This is a genomic window from Amycolatopsis sp. PS_44_ISF1, from assembly GCF_032335455.1.
GTDB lineage: Bacteria > Actinomycetota > Actinomycetes > Mycobacteriales > Pseudonocardiaceae > Amycolatopsis.
In genome coordinates, this window is the sequence record NZ_JANUXO010000001.1 from 1,469,146 (window position 1) to 1,484,938 (window position 15,793).

Here is a 15,793-nt window from a genome sequence, read left to right on the forward strand (position 1 = left end):
TGGTGTCACTGAGTGTTCTTCTGGGCGGGTTTACCGCCGCAGGAGGGACGATGTGGCTCCACGGTTCGCCCACCGTGACGACTCTCGGTAGCGCGACTCCCGGACCGGCCGGGCCGGGTGGAGGCCGTGCGGAGACCGGCGGCCCGCTGGCGAAATCGCCCGTCACGCCGAGCAGTTCACCGGCGCCGAGTTCTTCCGCGGCCCCGTCCACGTCCGACAGCCCGACGCCGACGCCCTCCTCGGAAGCTCCGCCCACCTCGTCCTCGCCGCCGCCCAGCTCACCGAAGCCGAGCCCGAAGGCCGAGGTGGACACCTCGCTGGCCGGTCAGATCGTCAGCCTGGTCAACGACCAGCGCGCGGACGCGGGCTGCGATCCCGTCACCGAGGAGCCGCACCTCGACACGGCGGCGCAGAAGCACAGCGACGACATGTCGGACCGCGACTACTTCTCGCACGACACCCCCGAGGGCACGCAGTTCGACAAGCGCATCCGCGCCGCCGGCTACAGCAAGCCGGGGGCGGAGAACATCGCGAAGGGCGCGACCAGCGCTTCGCAGGTGATGGACATGTGGATGCACTCCAGCGGCCACCGCGCGAACATCCTCAACTGCTCGCTGACGAAGCTCGGCGTCGGCGTGGCCAAGGCCGGCTGGTACTGGACCCAGGACTTCGGCTACTGATAGTCCTCGACCGGGTCGGCCCGCAGATCGCCGTAGCGGGCCAGCACGGTCGCGCGCAGGTTCGGGTCGGTGCGCGGCACCGGCTCGATGAACACCTCGGTGACGTCGTGGAACTCCTCGGCCAGCTCGGCCGCCATCCGCACGCACGCCCGCTCCACGTCGGCCGCGCCCAGCGAGTCGTCGAAGTCGACGCGGGCGCACACCAGCACCTGGTCGGTGCCCATGAGCATGGTCTGCAGGTCCACCAGCGCCTCGATCTCCGGCGCGGCCGCGAGGTGGTCGCGCACCCCGCGCACGATCCTGGGGTCGGCCTGGCGTCCGATGAGCAGTCCCCGGTTCGTGCGGCCCAGCAGGTACGCGACCCCGGCCAGCAGCAGCCCGATCAGGATCGACGCGCCACCGTCCCAGACCGAGGAGCCGGTGAGCTGGTGCAGGCCGATGCCCGCGAACGCCAGCAGCAGGCCGACCAGCGCGGCGGAATCCTCGAACAGCACGGTCTTCGGCGTCGGGTCGTCGATCATCCGCAGGTAGCCGAAGAACGAGCGGTTCTCGCTCTTCGACTCCTGGCGGACCTGCTTGATCGCCTGCAGCCACGAGGTGCCCTCCAGCAGGAAGGCCACGCCCAGCACGATGTAGCCGACCAGCGGGCTCTCCTGCTCGCTGTTCTCGCCGAACACGGTGGTGAAGCCCTCGTAGAGCGCGAACATCGCCCCGGACGCGAAGATCGAGACGGCGGCGAGCAGCGACCAGAAGTACCGCTCCTTGCCGTAGCCGAAGGGGTGCACCCGGTCGGCCGGGCGTTCGGACCGTTTCAGGGCGGTCAGCAGCAGGACCTCGGTGATGGTGTCGGCGACCGAGTGCACGGCCTCCGAGAGCATCGCGCCGGAGCCGGTGATGATGCCCGCGATCAGCTTCAGGATCGCGATGGCCAGGTTGACCCCACCGGCCAGCACGACGGTGAGGGTGCTCTCGCCGCCTTTTTGCTCTTCCTCGGTCACCCGCTGAACAGTAGCCGGGGTCCTCGGTCGCGGCGGCGCCGGAGACCCGGGTGGCTCAGAGGCGGTGCAGGCCGGAGAGCACCCGCTCCATCAACGCCAGCGCCGGCCGCCCGTCACCGGTGTCGTCGTTCTCGTGGATCCGCACCAGCCCCAGCTCGGCCATGTCGTCGAGCAGGATCCGCGCGACGCCCAGCGGCACGCTCAGCGTCGAGGCCACCTCGGCGACCGAGCGCGGGGAGTGGCACATCGTCCGGACCGAGTGGAATTCGCCGCTCATCTGCGGGTTGTTCCACTCCGCCCGCCCCACGCAGGTGGACACGAGCGCCTCGATCGCCAGGTGACGGCGCGACTGGGTCCGTCCCCGGGTGAGCACGTACGGCCGGACGAGGGTCCGCGGGTGCGGTGGCGGCGTCTCGGGCCCGTCGTCCCACTGGCCGCCGGTCGAGGTGAAGTCGGGCTGGGATGCTCCGGGGATTTCGGGTTCTTCGGGGTGGTTGTGGCGGCGGACGTTTTCTTCGCCCAGGGTGCCGGAGTACGCGGCATCGGTCCGCTCGGCCGGGTGGACCGCGGGCGCCGGTTCGCTGGAGCTGACCGGGCTCTCGCCGGCCAGCCGCTCGGCGAGCTTCGGGCCGGGGAACCGGGCGCCGACCGCCATCGGCGCGGGCGACGGGAGCGGGTCCGGCACCGGGGAAACCGGTTCGACGGCGACGGGATCCGCGGTTCGGCCGGTCAGCCGCTGCGTCTGTTTCGCGGAAGGGAACCGGGCGCCGGAACGGCCGGTCGGTCGCGCTTCCCGGTGCCCGCTCATCCTGTCCGCCCCTTTTTCTCAGTGGCTCTTCACCGACCCCGCGGGCGGCGGTGGTCGCGAGGAAAAGCCAGGATACGCCCGTTGTCCAGTCCTTCGGTGTGAATGTGACACCGGGTGGTCCAGGTGCGGTGAATGGGTTCCCGAGGACCGCGGAAACGATTTTCGGAGGAATTCTGGTACGTTCGTACGCTTCTATCAAATGGTTGACAGAATGTTTCGCCGAGTGGCGCACCCCAGTAACAAAAGTGTGCCCAGCACGAACGCGCTCTGCTCCGCGATCGCGGCGAATCCGGCGCCCGCGGCGGTGGAAAGGCCCAGCCAGCAGTACGTGACGGCGGCGCCCGCGGCGAGCGGGAAAGCGGGCGGGCGGGCCTTCAGCCCGTACCCGATGGCCAGCGCGGCCAGCGCGAGCATCACCCCGGTCTGCGTCCACGGCGATCCGCCGAGGGTCATTCTCACTAGGTGGAACGCGGTGCTCAGCCCGAGCCCGACGGCGAAGCCCAGCCACGGGTGGGCCGAGGGCGGAGCCGGCCGGGCCGGCAGCCGCAGCGCCACCAGGACCAGTGCCACCACCACGACCAGCGTGCCGGCCAGCTGCGCGGGCGCGGCCAGGAAGTGCGCGGCGTCCATCCCGCGTGACACCGCGAAAGCCGCCACGGCGCCCACCACCAGCAGTGCGCTCCACGCCCACGTACCGGGTTTGCGCAGCCAGGGCGTACGGCCGAAGAAGGCTTCCACGATCGCGATCGGCGTCGCGATGCTCCAGACCACGTGCAGGGTCAGCACGTACACCGTCCAGGTCGCGCCCAGGCCGAGCACCGGGATGTGGGCCGGGCCGATCAGGTCGAGGCCGAGGTAGTGCGGGTTGAACAGCGTCTGGGTCAGCAGGCCCTCTTCGGTGACGCCGAAGGCGAGCGCCAGCACCAGGATCGTCGGCCAGCCGCGGCCGCGGCGGCGCGCGACCTCGCGGATCAGCAGCGCCCCCGAGCCGTACAGCGCGACGAACGTGGCGTACATGCCGAGCTGCTGGGCGAGCGCGGGCGGGCCGGTCAGGTACTGGTCGCCGAGCAGGAACTCGGCGACGAACGGGGCGAGCAGGGCCAGTGCGGCGAGGGCGGTCTTGCGTAGCGGCATCCGTCGATGGTGGCGCCGCGCCGGGCCTCGGCCCTGGTCCGTCGATCACGACCGGGCCATGACAAATGTCCGGGCCGGAACCCGCGAACGGCCCCCTCGCGGGACACGAGGGGGCCGTTCGCGGCGGCTGCTATTTGTCTTCCTCCGGCAACGGGGTCCCGGTCGGCTCCTCGTCGGTGGGCACGTCCGGCTCGGCGGTCAGGTCGGCGTCGGACTCGCCCTCCAGCGAGGGGGCGCCCGCGGCCACCAACGCCGGCTCCGTCTTGCGCTTCACGGCGGTGAGCAGCAGCTGGGCCACGTCGACCACCTCGACCTTCTCGCTCGCCAGCCCGTCGGCCTGGCGCGAGGTGACCCCGTCGGTCAGCATCACCCGGCAGAACGGGCAGCCGGTCGCGATCTTCGACGGCGCGGTGCCGAGCGCCTCGTCCACGCGCTCGACGTTGATCCGCTTGCCGATCTTCTCCTCCATCCACATCCGCGCGCCGCCGGCGCCGCAGCACATGGACCGGTCGCCGTGGCGCGGCATCTCGCGCAGCTTGGCCCCGGAGGCCCCGACCAGCTCACGCGGAGCGTCGTAGACCTTGTTGTGCCGGCCCAGGTAACACGGGTCGTGGTAGGTGACGTCCTCGGCCACGGGCGCCACCGGCGTCAGGTACTTCTCGCGCACCAGGCGGTTCAGCAACTGCGTGTGGTGCACGACGTCGAACTGGCCGCCCAGCTCCGGGTACTCGTTGGCGAGGGTGTTGAAGCAGTGCGCACAGGTGACCACCACCTTGCGCGCCTTGCGTTCGCGGCCCTCGAACACCGAGTTCAGCACCTCGACGTTCTGCTGGGCGAGCATCTGGAACAGGAACTCGTTGCCCGCGCGGCGCGCCGGGTCACCGGTGCACGACTCCTCCGAGCCGAGCACGGTGTACTTGACGCCCGCGATGTGCAGCAGCTCGGCCACGGCGCGGGTGGTCTTCTTGGCCCGGTCCTCGAACGCGCCGGCGCAGCCGACCCAGAACAGGTACTCCGCGTCGCCGAGGTCACCCTCGAACACCGGCACTGCGAAATCGAGTTCCTCCGTCCACTGCAGACGGTCCTTGGCGTTCTGCCCCCACGGATTGCCCTTGTTCTCCAGGTTCTTGAACATGCCGTTCAGCTCCGTGGGGAACGAGGACTCGATCATCACCTGGTAGCGGCGCATGTCGACGATGTGGTCCACGTGCTCGATGTCCACCGGGCACTGCTCGACGCAGGCGCCGCACGAGGTGCACGACCACAGGACGTCCGGGTCGATCACGCCGCCGTCGCTGCCGATCAGGGCCTTCTCGGACTCGGCGATCGCTAGCACGTCGATGCCCGCGTACATGTTGTCGCCGTTCAGCCCGACCTCGTCGCCGGCCATGTCGCGCTTGCCGCCCGCGAGCAGGTACGGCGCCTTGGCGTAGGCGTGGTCGCGAAGCTGCGTGATCAGCAGCTTCGGTGAAAGCGGCTTGCCGGTGTTCCACGCCGGGCACTGCGACTGGCAGCGGCCGCACTCGGTGCAGGTCGAGAAGTCGAGCCAGCCCTTCCAGCTGAAGTCCTCGACCTTGCCGACGCCGAAGGTGTCTTCGTCCGGGTCGGCCTCTTCGAGGTCGAGCACCTTGCCGCCGGACATCATCGGCTTGACCGCGCCGAGCGCGACCCCGCCGTCGGCCTCGCGCTTGAAGTAGATGTTGAAGAACGCGCTGAACCGGTGCCAGGCGACGCCCATGGTCATCGTTCGGGCGACCACGATCAGCCACACGGTGGCGCTCATCAGCTTGACGAAGGCGAACACCGAAACCAGCGCCGCGCTCGAGGGCAGCAACTCGCTCAGCGGGTTCGACACGAACGCGGCCCAGGTCGGTGTCTCGTGGACGTGCATCGCGGCCTTGCCGGCGCGCACGCCGATGATCCCGATGCCCTCGATGATCACCACGGCCTCGACGAAGTAGGCCCACTTGAAGTTCGAGCCCGCGAAGCGCGACTGGCGGTCGGCGCGGCGGGGGTGGTTGAGCTGCCGGATGACCGCCAGCGCGACGCCGCCCACGACGGTGCCGACGCCGAGCAGCTCCATCAGCAGGCTCCACGGCGCCCAGTCCTCCAGCACCGGCCAGCCCCAGGTCGGGACGAACACCTCGCCGTAGGCCTCGAACAGCGCGAGGGACCCGATCAGGAAGCCCCACATCACCATCCAGTGCCACGGCGCGACCTGGCGGACCTTGGCCATCCGGGTGTGGACGGCGAACTCCTTGACCATGGTCGTCAGCCGGGGCAGGAACGGGCCGTTGCGGGTCCGGTCGGGCTGGCCGAGCCCGATCACGCGCACGAACCGGGCCACGGTCGCGAAGAACATTCCCCAGGCGACGATGCCGAGGAGGACGGAGATCCCCCCGAGCGTCAGCTGTACAGCGCCCATCGTCGGGTGCCTTTCGTCCGGTGTGGTGGTGCCGGCGCCGAAGCCCCGGTGCCGAGCAGGGTAACGCTTCTTACTGATGGGTAACCGGTTGGAGAGCCCTAAGTCCCACCGATGTGGTGCACGCCTCGCTCGCTAGTGGGACCATCGTTCAGGTACTTTCGGGCCATGGGTGCTTACTTGTACCTCGCTCTGGCCATCGCCGCAGAAGTGACGGCGACCGTCTCGCTGCGGCTTTCCGAGGGGTTCAGCCGCCTCGGCCCGTCGGTGCTGGTGGTGATCGGTTACGGCGTGGCCTTCTACGGGCTTTCGCAGGTGCTGAAGCTCGGGCTGCCGATCGGGGTGGCGTACGCGATCTGGGCCGCGGCCGGCGTGGCGCTGGTGGCGATCATCGGGGTGCTGGTGTTCAAGGAGCCGTTCAACCTCGCGATCGCCGCCGGTCTGGTGCTGGTGATCGGCGGGGTGGTGCTGATCGAGGCGGGGAGCGGCGGGTGAAGATCCAGGTCGACGGGCGCAAGGCCCGCGGGGACAAACGGCGCGCGGAGATCATCGCCGCCGCGCTGCGGGTGATCGAGCGCGACGGCGTCGCCGGGGTCACCCACCGCACCGTGGCGGCCGAGGCGGGCGTGCCCACGACGTCGACCACCTACCACTTCACCTCGCTCGACGACCTGCTCGTGGCCACGCTGATCTCGTGCGCGCGGGACATGGCGACCGAGGTGTACTGGATGATCGACCGGGCGCGCTCGCGCGGCAGCCGCGGCGCCGAGGAGGTGGCCGGGCTGCTGGCGGAGGCGCTGGGCCCGCGGCGCGGCCGCACGATGGCGGAGTACGAGCTGTACCTGCTGGCCGCCCGCAAACCCGAGCTGCGCCCGGCCGCGCGCCGCTGGCTCGACGTGCTGACCTCGATGGTCCGCCACGACGACGAGGTCGCCTTCCGGGTGTTCCTGGCCGGTATCGACGGGTTGCTGATCCAGGGCCTGATCGACGACGAGCCGCCCTCGGCCGACGAACTGCGCCCGGTGGTGGACTACCTGCTCAAGCCGCGCTGAAACCGCGTGCGCCGCGCCGCGGTCCTCGATTAGCTTGCGGGGCGTGCGAAGCGTGGGCGAATACGAACTCGACGACGACCGGCAGCGGCTCGACCCGGACGTGCTGTGGCTCTTCCTGTCCACCGAGGCCTAATGGGGCCGCTGGCGCACGCGCGAGCAGGTCGTGGCCTCGATCGACGGCTCGTGGCGCGTGGTCGGGGTGTACGAGTCCGCCACCGGCCGCCAGGTCGGCTTCGCCCGCGCTGTGTCCGACGGGGTCACCACGGCGTACCTCGCCGACGTCTTCGTGATCGCCGACGCCCGCGGCCACGGCCTCGGGAAGGAACTGGTGCGCGAGATGATCGACAACGGTCCCGGCGCGGGCCTGCGCTGGATGCTGTTCACCGCCGACGCGCACGAGCTGTACCGGCAGTTCGGCTTCGCGGAGCACACCCGGGGGCGGTTCCTGGAGCGACCGGGGGCGAATCCGGAATCGTTGCGGTGACCGGGCCGGGCGAAACCTCGCCCGCCGCCACGGGTGCCTCGCGTCGGTACAGCGGTTCGCCGGGTCGACGGCCTGGATTTCACCGGGCGGGAAATCCAGGCTGCCGACCTTCGCCACGGCCGGCGGGTCAGCCCTGGTTCTCGTAGATCGGGGTCAGGACCGCGCGGCCCAGGGTGTGGCCGAACATGGTGAAGCCCAGGAACGCCGGGGTCGAGTCGCCGTCGATGTCCAGCTTGTCGACATCGAGGGCGTGCACCGCGAAGTAGTAGCGGTGCGGGCCGTGCCCGGGCGGCGGGGCGGCGCCGAGGTACTGCTTGACCCCGCCGTCGCCCTTGAGCGTGACCGCGCCCTCGGGCAGGCCCGAGCCGTCCGCGTCGCCCGCGTTCGCCGCCAGCTCCGAGACGGTGGCCGGGATGTCGAACACCGCCCAGTGCCAGAACCCGCTGGCCGTGGGGGCATCGGGGTCGTACACCGTCACCGCGTAGCTCTTGGTCCCCTCGGGGGCGCCTTCCCAAGCCAGCTGGGGCGAGCGGTCCTCGCCGCCGGCGCCGAAGATGCCGGACCGCTGCGGGGTCGCCAGCGTTTCCCCGTCGGCGATGTCGGTGCTGCGCAGCGTGAACGAGGGCGCGTCGGGCAGGAAGTCGTAGGGATTGGGCGACTGAGGCATGAATCCTCCTGAGCACGGAAGGTCCGAACGGAGCCAGGCTAGGACCCGCGCCCGGGGGTCGCCTCCTCAGGGACGTATCGGGGGGTTTACCGGATGTCGAGCCCCCCGGCCCGCTCCTAAGGTCGTCCGGGACGGATGGTTACCGAGGGGAAGAGCCGATGGCGCGGCCGTTGCTGGCACTGGGTGGCACAGTTCTGATCGGGTTGGGGGTGGCCCTCGCGTTCGGCTGGGGGCCGGGCTCCTCGGTGACGCGGGACGCGACGGTGGCGCAGCCGATCCGCGGGGTGAAGCTGGCGGCCGACTCGGGCGACGTCCGGATCCGCGTCGGCACCGGGGCCGTGACCGTGCACCAGAAGCTGCACTACAACTTCCGCTCCGCGCCGGACGACGCCTTCCACGTCGAGGGCGACCAGCTGGTGCTCGGCGGCTGCGGCCGCACCTGCACGGCCGACTTCGAGGTCGTCGTCCCGGCCGGTGTGCCGGTCACGGGCACGACCGGCTCGGGGGACCTGGACGTCACCGGGGTGGGCAGCGTCGACGCGTCCTCCAGCTCCGGCGACGCGACCGTGGCCGACGTGACCGGCCTGGTGAAGCTCCACCTCGACAGCGGGTCCATCGACCTGCGCGACGTCGGCGGCGTCCAGGCGCACAGCGAGTCCGGTCACGTCTCGGCCGGCGGGGTGCGGGGGCCGGTCGAGGTCTCCACGGACAGCGGCAGCGTGGAGCTGCGGCTCGCCCAGCCCGGCGACGTCAAGGTGCAGGCCGGTTCCGGCAGCGTCGAGGTGCGCGTGCCCAGCGGCTCGTACCGCGTGATCGGTGACAGCGGCAGCGGCAGCCGGTCGATCGACATCCCGCAGGGCCCCGCCGGGGCGAAGACGCTCGACCTGAGCACCGACAGCGGGTCCGTCTCGGTCCAAACCGGCTGAAGGCACCCGGCCAACGCGGTGAAAGACCTGGTGAGCGGTATCACACCCGGCCGAGGGACGGTTTGCGGCTGATCCCGGGAACAAGAGCCCATACCTGCTCGTTACCCTGATACGAAGGTTGAGTGCGATCGACTCAAGTCTGCTTGACGAGACGCACTCGGCCCGGATAGAACTTGCCACGGCCCCGCTCAAGGCGGAGCCGGAACGTGCAGGTCACCGAACCCAGCAGCAGAGCTGTCAACACAGGAGGAAGCACCATGGCGCGAGCGGTCGGCATCGACCTCGGCACGACCAACTCGGTCGTCGCCGTCCTTGAGGGCGGCGAGCCGACGGTCATCGCCAACTCGGAAGGCTCCCGTACCACCCCGTCCATCGTCGCCTTCGCCAAGAACGGCGAAGTGCTGACCGGACAGCCGGCGAAGAACCAGGCCGTGACGAACGTCGACCGCACCATCCGGTCCGTGAAGCGGCACATCGGCACCGACTGGAAGACCGAGATCGACGGCAAGGGGTACACGCCCCAGGAGATCAGCGCGCGCGTGCTGATGAAGCTCAAGCGCGACGCCGAGTCGTACCTGGGCGAGGAGATCACCGACGCGGTGATCACCGTCCCGGCGTACTTCGAGGACTCCCAGCGGCAGGCCACCAAGGAGGCCGGGCAGATCGCCGGGCTGAACGTGCTCCGCATCGTCAACGAGCCGACCGCCGCCGCCCTGGCGTACGGCCTGGACAAGGGCGAGAAGGAGCAGACCATCCTGGTCTTCGACCTCGGTGGCGGCACGTTCGACGTCTCGCTGCTGGAGATCGGCGAAGGCGTGGTCGAGGTCCGCGCGACCTCCGGCGACAACCACCTCGGTGGTGACGACTGGGACGAGCGCATCGTCAAGTGGCTGGTCGACAAGTTCAAGGCCACCAACGGCATCGACCTGACCCGCGACAAGATGGCGCTGCAGCGCATCCGCGAGGCGGCGGAGAAGGCGAAGATCGAGCTGTCCAGCTCCAACTCCGCCAGCATCAACCTGCCTTACATCACCGTGGACGGCGACAAGAACCCGCTGTTCCTCGACGAGACGCTCTCGCGCGCCGAGTTCCAGAAGATCACCTCGGACCTGCTCGAGCGCACCCGCAACCCGTTCAACAACGTCATCCGGGACGCGGGCACCTCGGTCGGCGACATCGACCACGTCGTGCTCGTGGGTGGTTCCACCCGGATGCCGGCCGTGGCCGAGCTGGTCAAGGAGCTGACCGGCGGGCGCGAGCCGAACAAGGGCGTGAACCCGGACGAGGTCGTCGCAGTCGGCGCGGCGCTGCAGGCCGGCGTGCTCAAGGGCGAGGTCAAGGACGTCCTGCTGCTCGACGTGACCCCGCTTTCGCTGGGCATCGAGACCAAGGGCGGGGTGTTCACCAAGCTGATCGAGCGCAACACCACGATCCCGACCAAGCGCTCGGAGACCTTCTCCACCGCGGACGACAACCAGCCCTCGGTGCAGATCCAGGTGTTCCAGGGTGAGCGGGAGATCGCCGCGCACAACAAGAAGCTCGGCATGTTCGAGCTGACCGGTCTGCCGCCCGCCCCGCGTGGCGTGCCGCAGATCGAGGTCACCTTCGACATCGACGCCAACGGCATCGTGCACGTGACCGCGAAGGACCTGGGCACGAACAAGGAGCAGTCGATGACGATCACCGGCGGCTCCGCGCTGCCGAAGGACGACATCGACCGGATGGTCAAGGACGCCGAGGCGCACGCCGAGGAGGACAAGACCCGCCGCGAAGAGGCCGAGACCCGCAACCAGGCCGAGACGCTGGTCTACCAGACCGAGAAGTTCCTCAAGGACAACGACGACAAGCTGCCCGAGGACCTCAAGGGCAAGGTCAAGTCCGCGATCGACGAGTCGAACGAGGCGCTCAAGGGCACCGACTCGGCCAAGATCCGCGAGTCCATCGAGAAGCTGAACACGGCTTCGCAGGAGCTGGGCACCGCGCTGTACGCCAACGCGAACGCCGAAGGCGCCCCGGGTGCCGACGCGGGTGCCGCCGGCGCGGCCGGGGCCGGCCAGGCCAAGGCCGACGACGTGGTCGACGCCGAGATCGTGGAAGAGGACGAGAAGAAGTGACCCCGCGACACGAGGACACCGAGGGCCGGGGCCCGGAGGAACCGGTGGTCGTGCGGGACCGGCGGCGGGTCGACCCGCAGGCCGGCGAGGCCCGCCCGCCGTCCCCGGAAAGCGATGGGCCGGCCGAGGAGGAGCTCGCGGGCAAGCACGCGGGCCCCTCGCTCGGCGACTCGATCATCGGCGAGGCCGTCTCGGTCTCCTCCGACGTCGAGAAGCAGCTGGCCGAACGCACCACCGACCTGCAGCGTTTGCAGGCGGAGTACGCGAACTACCGCAAGCGGGTGGACCGCGATCGCGAAGCCGTGGTGCTGCGGGCCAAGGCGTCGGTGGTCGACGAGCTGCTGCCGCTGCTCGACGACCTCGAGCGCGCGGAGCAGCACGGCGACCTCACCGGTGCGTTCAAGTCGGTCGGCGACAAGCTGGTCAGCGGCCTCCAACGGGCCGGCCTGGAGTCGTTCGGCGCGGAGGGCGAGCCCTTCGACCCGAGCGTGCACGAGGCCGTGCAGCACGACACCTCACCGGAGGTGACGGGCCCGACGGTCACCGTGGTCATGCGCCGCGGCTACCGCTTCGGTGACCGGGTGCTGCGCGCCGCGCTGGTCGGGGTCACCGACCACGAGCCGGGCGCGGGCGCGCCGGTGGACCCGCCGGTCGGTGGCGAGCTGCCGCTCGACGGATCGATCGATGAGCCGGACCAGCAGTAACTGTCGTTCCACAGTGGAAGGAGGAGGCACCCGGTGAGTGCTCGGGAATGGATCGGTAAGGACTTCTACCGGGAGCTGGGTGTCTCCTCCGACGCCACGGCCGACGAGATCAAGAAGGCCTACCGCAAGCTGGCCAAGGAGAACCACCCGGACGCCAACGCGGGCAACACGGAGGCGGAGAACAAGTTCAAGGCCGTCTCCGAGGCCTACGGGGTGTTGTCCGACCCGGCCAAGCGCAAGGAGTACGACGAGGCCAGGAGCCTCTTCGGGGCCGGCGGCGCGGGCGGGTTCGGCGGTTTCCCCGGCGGCGGCGGTGGGGCCGGCGGCTTCGACATGGGCGACATCTTCAGCCAGGCCGGCGGTGCGCAGCAGGGTGGCTTCGGCGGGCTCGGCGACATACTGGGCGGCATCTTCGGCCGGGGCCGGGGTGGCCCGGCCGGTGCGGCGGCGAACCGGCCGCAGCGCGGGGCCGACGTCGAGACCGACGTGCGGATCGACTTCACCGAGGCGGTCAAGGGCGCGACCCTGCCGTTGCGGCTGTCGAGCCCGGCTACCTGCTCGACCTGCGGCGGCAACGGGGCCAAGCCCGGTACCTCGCCGCGCACCTGCCCGACCTGCAGCGGGTCCGGTCTGGTCAGCCGCAGCCAGGGCGCGTTCGCGTTCTCCGAGCCGTGCCGGGACTGCCGCGGCCGCGGCCAGTTGATCGACGACCCGTGCCCGGAGTGCGGCGGCGAGGGCATCAGCACCCGCACCCGCACGCTGACCGTGCGCATCCCGCCGGGCGTCGACGACGACCAGCGGATCCGGCTGGCCGCCCAGGGCGAGCCGGGCCGGGGCGGCGCGCAGAACGGCGACCTGTACGTGCGGGTCCACGTGGCGCCGCACGCGCTGTTCGGCCGCAAGGACCTGAACCTCACGCTGACCGTGCCGGTGGACTTCACCGAACTGGCGCTGGGCACCACCGTCACGGTGCCGACGCTGGACGGCAAGGTGTCGCTCAAGGTGCCCGCGGGTACCTCGAGTGGCCGAGTGTTGCGCGTGCGGGGAAAGGGCATTCAGAAGCGGGACGGCTCGCAGGGTGACCTGCTGGTGACGCTGCAGGCGGCGGTCCCGGCGAAGCTGGACGACCAGGCGCGCTCGGCGCTGGAGGCCTACGCCGAGTCGATCAAGGGCCACGACCCGCGGCCCGAGATCACCGAGCTGCTCGAAGGCAGGTGAGGGTGATGTTCGGCGGACCACCGGGAATCCCGCACGGCGCGGACGAGGACACTCCGGTGTTCGTGATTTCGGTGGCGGCGCAGCTTTCCGGGCTGCACGCCCAGACCCTGCGCTCCTACGACCGTCAGGGCCTGGTCTCGCCGGGCCGCACCTCGGGCGGCGGCCGCCGGTACTCCATGCGGGACATCGCCCTGCTGCGCGAGGTGCAGCGCCTCTCGCAGGAGGCCGGGGTGAACCTGGCCGGGGTCAAGCGCATCATCGAGCTGGAGAACCAGGTCGACGCCCTGCGCGCCCGCGTGCACGAGCTGACCGAGGAGATCGCCGCGGCCTACGCCGCCGCCGAGCAGGCGACCGCCGCGGTGCACGCCTCCTACCGCAAGGACCTCGTGCCGATGCGGCAGCAGACCTCGCTGGTGGTCTGGAAGCCCAAGCGCTCGTGAGCGGCGACGCCGGTTCCCGCCGTCGCCGCTGACGGGCTACTTCAGGTGCTCGGCGAAGAACCCGGTCACGCGCTTCCAGGCGTCGGAGTCCGAAGGCTCGTGGTAGCCGAAGTTGGCGATGCGCAGCAGGCTCTGGAGCGGGGCCGGGCCGATCCGGTTGGCGAAGCCGTGGCCGGCGTCCGGGTATTCCTTGACGTCGTGCGGGATCCCGCGCGACTCCAGTTCCAGCTCGAGTTTCGTGGCCGCGCCGCGCAGGGTCGGGTCGTGGCGGCCGAAGCTGGCGACCACCGGGCAGGCACCGTCCAAAGCGGACAGGTCGCGGGGCAGCTGGCCGTAGTAGGGCGCGGAGGCGTCGAACTCGCGTGACGCGGCGACGAGCGCGAATCCGCCGCCCATGCAGTAGCCGGCGACACCGACTTTGCCGCTCGCGTCCGGGCGCCCGGCCACGAGCGAACGGGCCGCTTCGATGTCGTCGTAGGCGCGGCCCGAGCGGGCGAACAGCTCGCCGAACACCCGCTTCACGCAGCGGAAGAAGCCTCCGCGCGAGTACAGGTCGGGGCTCAGCGCCAGGTATCCCTCGGCGGCGAACCGGTCGGTGATGTTCCGCGCGTCCTGCGTCAGCCCGATCGCGTCGTGGATGATGACCACGCCCGGGAAGGGGCCGGGGCCCTCGGGGGTGGCCAGGTAGCCCTTGATACCGCCGTCCGCGGCGGGGATCCGGATCTCCATGCCCTGACCCTAGCCCCGGCCCGGGGATTCCGCGGACTTCGAGGATTCCGGGGAGCTGCCGGTCCGAAGTTCTCTGTCCGATATGGACAAATCAGTCGATGGTGAACGGGTCGTACTGGATCTGGCCCAGCACGCTGCCGGCCACGAGCATCCGGGACACCGTCGCGCGGATCATCGAAGGTGAGCCGGCGACCAGGATGTCGTGGTCGGGCCAGGCGCCGTACCGCGTGACCGCTTCCGCGAGCGTGCCCTGCTCGCAGCCCGGCAGGTGGTCGCCGCGCTCGACCACGGGCGTCACGGTGAGCCACGGGTTGGTCGAGGACAGCGCCCGCAGCTCTTCGAGGTCGTACAGGTCGTCGCGGGACGGGCCGCCGTAGAACAGGCGGGTCTTCGGGTTCTCGCCCCACAGGGCCAGGTGGTCGAGGATCGAGCGCAACGGGGCGACGCCGGTGCCGCCGGCCACCATCAGCACCCCGCGCGAGCGTTCGCGGTCGACGTTCATCCGCCCGAGCGGCGGGCCGAGGCGCCAGACGTCCCCGGGCTGCGTGTGGCTCACGATCGCGCGGGAGACCCAGCCGCCGTCCACGGCCCGCACGTGGAACTCGATCCCGCCGTCTTCCCGCGGCGCGTTCGCCGGCGAGAGGTAGCGCCACAACCGCGGCCGCTGCGGTACCTCCACGCTCATGTACTGCCCCGGCAGGTACGGCACGGGCTGGGCCGGTACCAGCCGAACCAGGGCCAGGTCCCAGGTCAGCCGCCGGTGCTCGACCACGGTGGCCGACCAGGACGCCGGGTTCGCGTCGGCCGCGGCGGCCTCCTGCATGGCGCGCGCGACGATGGTGAACGCTTCCGCCCACGCGCGCTCGACCGCCGGGGTCCAGTCGGCGCCGAGGTGGTTCTTCAACGCCGCGAGCAGGGCCGTGCCGACGGCTTCGTAGTGCCGCGGGATGACGCCGAACTTGCGGTGGTCGCGACCGAGCTGGCGCAGGAACGGCACCAGGTCGTCGGGCCGGTCCACCATCTGCACGATGTGCACCAGGGCGCGCACCAGCCGCCCGCGCTGCACCTCCATGTTGATCGGGAAGAAGTCGCGGGTGACCGGGGCGAGGGTGAACAGCATCCCGTAGAAGAACTGGGAGATCTCCGGGATGAACGGCTCGGACTTGGCCCAGGTGTCCCGGATCAGCCGCACCATCGCGGTGACCGCGGCCGGTGCCTCGCGGGGCGCGGCCGAGCGGGGGATCGGGCTGATCGAATCGGCGGTCATGAGCGGTCGTTCGCTGGTCGGGAGTGGTGCACGGGGTCGGCCGGGGGCGTCACGGGCGGGCGGCGGCCGGAACCGGCCGCCGCGGCTCGCGCCGTCTCGTCCCGAGGCTCCCGCGGGAATTCACCACTGCTCCACCTCGTTCTCCCCGAC

15 protein-coding genes and 1 pseudogene are annotated in these 15,793 nt (G+C 70.7%); 9 read left to right on the forward strand and 7 right to left on the reverse strand.

The annotated features are described in order from the left end of the window. Nucleotides 1–50: 50 nt before the first annotated feature. On the forward strand, nt 51–680 hold the full coding sequence (locus tag NYF13_RS06635) for a CAP domain-containing protein (RefSeq protein ID WP_396286667.1): 630 nt from the start codon (nt 51–53) through the stop codon (nt 678–680). Here NYF13_RS06635 and NYF13_RS06640 read toward each other — a convergent pair. The 4 genes from NYF13_RS06640 to NYF13_RS06655 form a co-directional block, all read right to left on the reverse strand. Further along, entirely contained in the window at nt 674–1,678 is a 1,005-nt protein-coding gene (locus tag NYF13_RS06640) for a cation diffusion facilitator family transporter (RefSeq protein WP_315654881.1), read from the reverse strand. The genes NYF13_RS06635 and NYF13_RS06640 overlap by 7 nt on opposite strands. Before the next feature lie 55 nt (nt 1,679–1,733). Beyond that, complete coding sequence (locus tag NYF13_RS06645) at nt 1,734–2,363, reverse strand: DUF742 domain-containing protein (protein ID WP_315654883.1); 630 nt, start codon at nt 2,361–2,363, stop codon at nt 1,734–1,736. 318 nt (nt 2,364–2,681) lie between these two features. After that, the gene (locus NYF13_RS06650; RefSeq protein WP_315654885.1) at nt 2,682–3,620 is read right to left on the reverse strand and encodes a hypothetical protein; all 939 of its coding nucleotides are present in this window, start codon (nt 3,618–3,620) and stop codon (nt 2,682–2,684) included. Nucleotides 3,621–3,750: 130 nt separating this feature from the next. Beyond that, nucleotides 3,751–6,045, reverse strand: coding sequence for a (Fe-S)-binding protein (locus NYF13_RS06655; RefSeq protein ID WP_315654887.1), 2,295 nt, complete (start codon nt 6,043–6,045; stop codon nt 3,751–3,753). Between the two features lie 165 nt (nt 6,046–6,210). Here NYF13_RS06655 and NYF13_RS06660 point away from each other — a divergent pair, with 165 nt between their 5' ends. The 3 genes and pseudogenes from NYF13_RS06660 (at nt 6,211) to NYF13_RS06670 (ending at nt 7,578) form a co-directional block, all read left to right on the forward strand. Continuing rightward, nucleotides 6,211–6,537 carry a multidrug efflux SMR transporter gene (locus tag NYF13_RS06660; protein ID WP_315654888.1) on the forward strand — a complete coding sequence of 109 codons (327 nt, stop codon included), beginning with the start codon at nt 6,211–6,213 and terminating at the stop codon, nt 6,535–6,537. Next, complete coding sequence (locus NYF13_RS06665) at nt 6,534–7,094, forward strand: TetR family transcriptional regulator (RefSeq protein ID WP_315654890.1); 561 nt, start codon at nt 6,534–6,536, stop codon at nt 7,092–7,094. Before NYF13_RS06660 ends, NYF13_RS06665 begins: the two co-directional genes overlap by 4 nt. Before the next feature lie 43 nt (nt 7,095–7,137). Next, a pseudogene (locus NYF13_RS06670) lies at nt 7,138–7,578 on the forward strand (GNAT family N-acetyltransferase). Between the two features lie 127 nt (nt 7,579–7,705). On the opposite strand, the gene NYF13_RS06675 reads toward NYF13_RS06670, so the two are convergent. Next, nucleotides 7,706–8,245, reverse strand: a complete 540-nt coding sequence (locus tag NYF13_RS06675; RefSeq protein WP_315654892.1) for a YbhB/YbcL family Raf kinase inhibitor-like protein — start codon at nt 8,243–8,245, stop codon at nt 7,706–7,708. A gap of 158 nt (nt 8,246–8,403) precedes the next feature. Between NYF13_RS06675 and NYF13_RS06680 the strand changes: the two genes are divergently transcribed. The 5 genes from NYF13_RS06680 (at nt 8,404) to NYF13_RS06700 (ending at nt 13,647) form a co-directional block, all read left to right on the forward strand. Further along, nucleotides 8,404–9,171, forward strand: a complete 768-nt coding sequence (locus NYF13_RS06680) for a DUF4097 family beta strand repeat-containing protein (protein WP_315654895.1) — start codon at nt 8,404–8,406, stop codon at nt 9,169–9,171. A gap of 257 nt (nt 9,172–9,428) precedes the next feature. Then, nucleotides 9,429–11,285, forward strand: a complete 1,857-nt coding sequence (dnaK, locus tag NYF13_RS06685; protein ID WP_315654897.1) for a molecular chaperone DnaK — start codon at nt 9,429–9,431, stop codon at nt 11,283–11,285. After that, nucleotides 11,282–11,989: a nucleotide exchange factor GrpE gene (gene grpE / locus NYF13_RS06690; protein WP_315654899.1), complete on the forward strand. Its 708-nt coding sequence runs from the start codon at nt 11,282–11,284 to the stop codon at nt 11,987–11,989. The genes dnaK and grpE overlap by 4 nt, the downstream gene beginning before the upstream one ends. Nucleotides 11,990–12,022: 33 nt before the next feature. Next, nucleotides 12,023–13,207, forward strand: a complete 1,185-nt coding sequence (gene dnaJ, locus NYF13_RS06695) for a molecular chaperone DnaJ (RefSeq protein WP_315654900.1) — start codon at nt 12,023–12,025, stop codon at nt 13,205–13,207. A gap of 5 nt (nt 13,208–13,212) precedes the next feature. Next, nucleotides 13,213–13,647, forward strand: coding sequence for a heat shock protein transcriptional repressor HspR (locus NYF13_RS06700; protein ID WP_315654901.1), 435 nt, complete (start codon nt 13,213–13,215; stop codon nt 13,645–13,647). Between the two features lie 36 nt (nt 13,648–13,683). Here NYF13_RS06700 and NYF13_RS06705 read toward each other — a convergent pair whose 3' ends face one another. Both NYF13_RS06705 and NYF13_RS06710 read right to left on the reverse strand, forming a co-directional pair. Continuing rightward, a complete protein-coding gene (locus tag NYF13_RS06705; RefSeq protein ID WP_315654902.1) occupies nt 13,684–14,376 on the reverse strand; it encodes a dienelactone hydrolase family protein in 693 nt (230 codons plus the stop codon). A 91-nt stretch (nt 14,377–14,467) separates the two neighbouring features. Then, nucleotides 14,468–15,643 carry a globin domain-containing protein gene (locus NYF13_RS06710; protein WP_315654903.1) on the reverse strand — a complete coding sequence of 392 codons (1,176 nt, stop codon included), beginning with the start codon at nt 15,641–15,643 and terminating at the stop codon, nt 14,468–14,470. Between the last annotated feature and the right edge of the window lie 150 nt (nt 15,644–15,793).

Bases quoted from the DNA above. Each gene is read 5' to 3' on its own strand.
- NYF13_RS06675 (WP_315654892.1), bottom strand. From the start codon at position 8,245: ATGCCTCAGTCGCCCAATCCCTACGACTTCCTGCCCGACGCGCCCTCG.
- NYF13_RS06700 (WP_315654901.1), top strand. From the start codon at position 13,213: ATGTTCGGCGGACCACCGGGAATCCCGCACGGCGCGGACGAGGACACT.
- NYF13_RS06680 (WP_315654895.1), top strand. From the start codon at position 8,404: ATGGCGCGGCCGTTGCTGGCACTGGGTGGCACAGTTCTGATCGGGTTG.
- NYF13_RS06650 (WP_315654885.1), bottom strand. From the start codon at position 3,620: ATGCCGCTACGCAAGACCGCCCTCGCCGCACTGGCCCTGCTCGCCCCG.
- NYF13_RS06710 (WP_315654903.1), bottom strand. From the start codon at position 15,643: ATGACCGCCGATTCGATCAGCCCGATCCCCCGCTCGGCCGCGCCCCGC.
- NYF13_RS06705 (WP_315654902.1), bottom strand. From the start codon at position 14,376: ATGGAGATCCGGATCCCCGCCGCGGACGGCGGTATCAAGGGCTACCTG.
- NYF13_RS06635 (WP_396286667.1), top strand. From the start codon at position 51: ATGTGGCTCCACGGTTCGCCCACCGTGACGACTCTCGGTAGCGCGACT.
- NYF13_RS06655 (WP_315654887.1), bottom strand. From the start codon at position 6,045: ATGGGCGCTGTACAGCTGACGCTCGGGGGGATCTCCGTCCTCCTCGGC.
- dnaK (WP_315654897.1), top strand. From the start codon at position 9,429: ATGGCGCGAGCGGTCGGCATCGACCTCGGCACGACCAACTCGGTCGTC.
- NYF13_RS06660 (WP_315654888.1), top strand. From the start codon at position 6,211: ATGGGTGCTTACTTGTACCTCGCTCTGGCCATCGCCGCAGAAGTGACG.